Source organism: Streptomyces durbertensis (genome assembly GCF_014156695.1).
Classification (GTDB): domain Bacteria; phylum Actinomycetota; class Actinomycetes; order Streptomycetales; family Streptomycetaceae; genus Streptomyces; species Streptomyces durbertensis.
In genome coordinates this window covers 1-3,835 of sequence record NZ_WMLF01000484.1, presented here as the reverse complement: position 1 = coordinate 3,835, position 3,835 = coordinate 1, and the positions used below count along the sequence as shown (strand labels likewise).

The 3,835-nt window shown below is 71.3% G+C and carries 5 protein-coding genes and 1 tRNA gene; 3 read left to right on the top strand and 3 right to left on the bottom strand.

From position 1 onward, the window contains the following. Nucleotides 1-329 (top strand): metallophosphoesterase family protein (locus tag GL263_RS23085; RefSeq protein WP_500294574.1); only part of this gene is annotated, 329 nt, incomplete at its 5' end. Between the two features lie 62 nt (nucleotides 330-391). Here GL263_RS23085 and GL263_RS23080 read toward each other — a convergent pair. The 3 genes from GL263_RS23080 to GL263_RS23070 form a co-directional block, all read right to left on the bottom strand. Further along, nucleotides 392-1,048 carry a hypothetical protein gene (locus tag GL263_RS23080; protein ID WP_182857675.1) on the bottom strand — a complete coding sequence of 219 codons (657 nt, stop codon included), beginning with the start codon at nucleotides 1,046-1,048 and terminating at the stop codon, nucleotides 392-394. A 125-nt stretch (nucleotides 1,049-1,173) separates the two neighbouring features. Then, a complete protein-coding gene (locus tag GL263_RS23075; protein WP_182857674.1) occupies nucleotides 1,174-2,082 on the bottom strand; it encodes a DNA-processing protein DprA in 909 nt (302 codons plus the stop codon). Nucleotides 2,083-2,232: 150 nt separating this feature from the next. After that, nucleotides 2,233-2,305: transfer RNA gene (locus GL263_RS23070), tRNA-Ala, on the bottom strand. A gap of 130 nt (nucleotides 2,306-2,435) precedes the next feature. Here GL263_RS23070 and GL263_RS23065 point away from each other — a divergent pair. Together GL263_RS23065 and GL263_RS23060 are read left to right on the top strand one after the other, a co-directional pair. Then, on the top strand, nucleotides 2,436-2,984 hold the full coding sequence (locus GL263_RS23065) for a helix-turn-helix domain-containing protein (RefSeq protein ID WP_182857673.1): 549 nt from the start codon (nucleotides 2,436-2,438) through the stop codon (nucleotides 2,982-2,984). 44 nt (nucleotides 2,985-3,028) lie between these two features. Further along, nucleotides 3,029-3,835, top strand: an 807-nt coding sequence (locus GL263_RS23060) for a serine/threonine-protein kinase (protein ID WP_182857672.1), incomplete at its 3' end; no start/stop codon positions are given.

Sequence of the window (3,835 nt, the reverse complement as noted above, 5' to 3'; positions counted from 1 at the left end):
AGCCGGCCTTCGTCGCCCTCCACCACCCCCCGGTGCCGCTCGGGCTGCCCTACCTCGACCGGATCGGTCTACGCGAACCCCAGGCCCTGGCGGGCGTCCTCGCCCGCCACCCGCAGGTCGTGGCCGTCCTCTGCGGCCACGCCCACACCGCCGCCACGACGTCCTTCGCCGGCCGCCCGCTGCTCTGCGCGCCGGGCATCGCCAGCACCGCGCTGCTCCCATGGGAACAAGGTCCCGACGACTCCTGGAAAACCCACCAGGCCCCGCCGGCACTCACCTTCCACCTGTTCCGGAACGGCCGCCTCACCAGCCACCTCAGACCCCTCTGAAACAGCGCCGGCACACGACACCCGCCACGAGGTCCCCTACTCGGACCGGACTACGTGGTCGCCTACCGGGCACCTCGCGACGTCGTAGGGCCGGACGAGCCGCCCGGCCATGAAGTCGGCGTTGGTCCCCCAGTAGGGACGCAGGCGGCGGGCGAGCACGAGACCCGTGACACGCGCCGCGCCCGCTCTCCGCAGGGCCGCCGCGGCGGACTGGAGGTGGCTGCGGTCACCCAGGTGTCGTCGACGAGCACGATGTGCCGGCCGTGCACCGCCTCGCGATCCGGCACGACAAGGAAGTCGGGGCGGAACACGCGGCGCTGGTCACGGTCGCCCTGCCCGCGCCCGTTGGCCGCAGCGGACAGCGGGACAGCCGGGAGTCCGGGGAGCAGGTACGCCGAGAGGCTCTCCAGCGGATGCGGTAGCGGACGGCCTCCCAGGGAGGGCACCACGGCGAACGCGTGGGCCGGCCCGTGCCGGCCGGCGTCCAGGCATCCGCGGTGCATCAGGCCGAAGTGCGCGGCGAGGCCCGCCGTGCGCATCCACGAGGGATCGGCCGGGCCAGGTGAGGTCGTCTTGTAGCGGTGCATGTCCCAGTCGGACTGGCTGCCCGCGATGGAGTACGCGATGAAGACGACCTCGTCAGCCGCCACCGCGCCGCGTTCCTGGGCCTGCCGACGATGCGCCGCGCAGGCGGCGCACAGCGCACTGCCTGCGGCCATGGGTAACGCACACACCTCACAGATGCCGGGAGCGGCGCGGACCGGGGCCAGGAAGTGATCGGTGAACCGAGTGCGGGTAATGATCTCGGCCGCCCGAATCGCCCTCGCGTCGCCGGTGTCCCCCGTCACGGCAGGTCGACAAGGCCACGCAGCAACTGGTCCACATCCGCCGGGCGGCGCACGATGCCGTCCAGCAGTGCCAGAGCCTCCTCGACGCCTTCGGCAACGTGCACATCAGGCCGGTCCACCAGCTCACGCGCCCAGTCGTTTCCTTCGAGGACCGAGCGCAGCAGAATCACCGGGCGGCCGTGCTCGACGGCCTTACGGGCCTGGATGCGCGTACCACTGCGCGGCCCCGCAGCCACGATCACCGTGGCCAGGCAGTACGCCGACATCGTGCCGTTCCGCCGCGGGAAGGTCGTCTTCGACGGCGGAACCTCCGGCCAGAACGGCGACAGGACCAGCCCCGAGGCCACCACTCGACGGTGCAGGGCAAGATTCTCCGGCGGATAAGGGTGATAGACACCGGTGCCGATCACACCGACCGCACGTCCGCCCGCACCAAGCGCGGCCTCCATGGCGGCGGTATCGATCCCCGACGCCAGCCCGGACACGACGCTCAGCCCACGCCCGACGAGAGCACCGGCAAGTGCAGCAGCCTGAGCGAGAGAACTCCGCGAGGCGTCGCGCGACCCGACCACGGCAACCCCGGGATCGTCGGAACGCAGTTCTCCACGGGTGAAGACGAGGCCGGGGGCGTCAAACGCACTGCTCAGCTGCTGCGGATAGTCCGGCTCGGTCAGCGCGCGCACCCCGATGCCCTGCTCCGCCCAGCGGTCCAGCTCGGCCCGGGCCGCAGAAAGCTCCTCGTGCACGGCACCGCCGAACAGCGGCGGCTGCTCTTCTTCGAGCAGGCGCGACGCACTGCCGGCCTCCATCACCCGCGCCACGGCCTCGTGCTCCTGCCGCTCCGTCCGAGCACGCCGCAGCAGCACGACCATGGCCGCCCGCTCGTCCCGCCAGCGCTCCCGCATACACCCGACGATACCGCCCACCTCCGACTGCCCCAGGCCCGGAACGAGGCTCGCTCGAGCAGCGCAGCCGTGCCGGCACGTCAGCACGCAGACCGGAAAAGAAAACACCCCTTTGACCACGTTCCCGCAGTTCAAAGGGGTGCAAACCTGTGGAGCCTAGGAGAGTCGAACTCCTGACATCTGCCATGCAAAGACAGCGCTCTACCAACTGAGCTAAGGCCCCGTAGCCCCACCAGGGTACCTGGTCCGCGCGCTGATTTCCGACCGGGTCTCGCCCCGGAGATCAACGCTCCGTAGGATGCGCGGCAAGTTCGCTGTCGCGAAGCGGACAGGGGAGATTCAGGGGAGACACCATGGATGCAGCACAGCAGGACGCCACGGCCAAGGCGAGGGAGCTGCAAAGCGCCTGGTACGGCGAGCCGCTCGGCACCCTCTTCCGGCGGCTGATCGAGGACCTGGGGCTGAACCAGGCGCGGCTGGCGGCCGTGTTGGGGCTGTCGGCGCCGATGCTCTCCCAGCTGATGAGCGGACAGCGGGCGAAGATCGGGAACCCGGCGGTGGTGCAGCGTGTACAGGCGTTGCAGGAGCTGGCGTCGGAGGTGGCGGGTGGGCATCTGAGCGCCGCCGAGGCCACGAAGAGGATGGACGAGATCCGGCGTTCGGCCGGGCAGAGCGTGCTCAGCGGCAACGGCCAGGCGCCGGGGTCCGGGCAGCAGACGACGGTCAAGCGGGCGGTGCGGGAGATCCAGTCGCTGCTGCGGGCGATCTCCGACGCGCAGGGTGTGCTCGCCGCCTCGAACCTGCTGGCCGAGGACCACCCGGAGCTGGCCGAGTTCCTGAAGGTCTACGGTGCGGGGAAGACGTCGGACGCGGTGCGGCACTACGAGGCGCACCAGGCCTGAGCCGCCGCCGGCGAAGGACGTGTGGGAAGGACGGGCGCAGCGGCATGGGTGAGGTATTCGCGGGCCGTTACGAGTTGGTGGACCCGGTCGGGCGGGGTGGTGCCGGCGCGGTCTGGCGGGCCTGGGACCGGCGACGGCGCCGCTACGTGGCGGTGAAGGTCCTGCAGCAGGGCGACGCGCACACGCTGCTGCGGTTCGTCCGCGAGCAGGCGCTGCGGATCGACCACCCGCACGTGCTCGCACCGACCAGTTGGGCCGCCGACGACGACCAGGTCCTGTTCACCATGGACCTGGTCCGCGGCGGCTCGCTCGCCCACCTCATCGCCGACCACGGCCCGCTGCCGCCGCTCTTTGTGTGCGCCCTGCTCGACCAGCTGCTGGCCGGGCTGACGGCGGTACACGCCGAGGACGTCGTCCACCGCGACATCAAGCCGGCCAACGTGCTGCTGGAGCCCACGGGTTCGGGGCGTCCCCATCTGCGGCTCTCGGACTTCGGGATCTCGATGCGGAAGGGCGAGCCGCGGCTCACCGACACCAACTACGTCATCGGAACGCCCGGTTACTTCGCGCCGGAGCAACTTCTTGGCGCGGAACCGGACTTCCCCGCCGACCTGTACGCCACCGGCCTGGTCGGGCTGTATCTGCTCACCGGGCGCAAGCCGGACTCCCAGGCGCTGACCGAGGCGTACCGGCACGGCGTGCCCGGGGCGCCGGAGGGCGTGCCGGAACCGCTGTGGCAGGTGCTCGGCACGCTGCTCCAACCCGATCCGCAGGCCCGTTTCCGGACCGCGACGGGGGTGCGGAAGGCGCTCGCCGCGGCCGTGGAGCTGCTGGACGGTACGGGGGAGGGC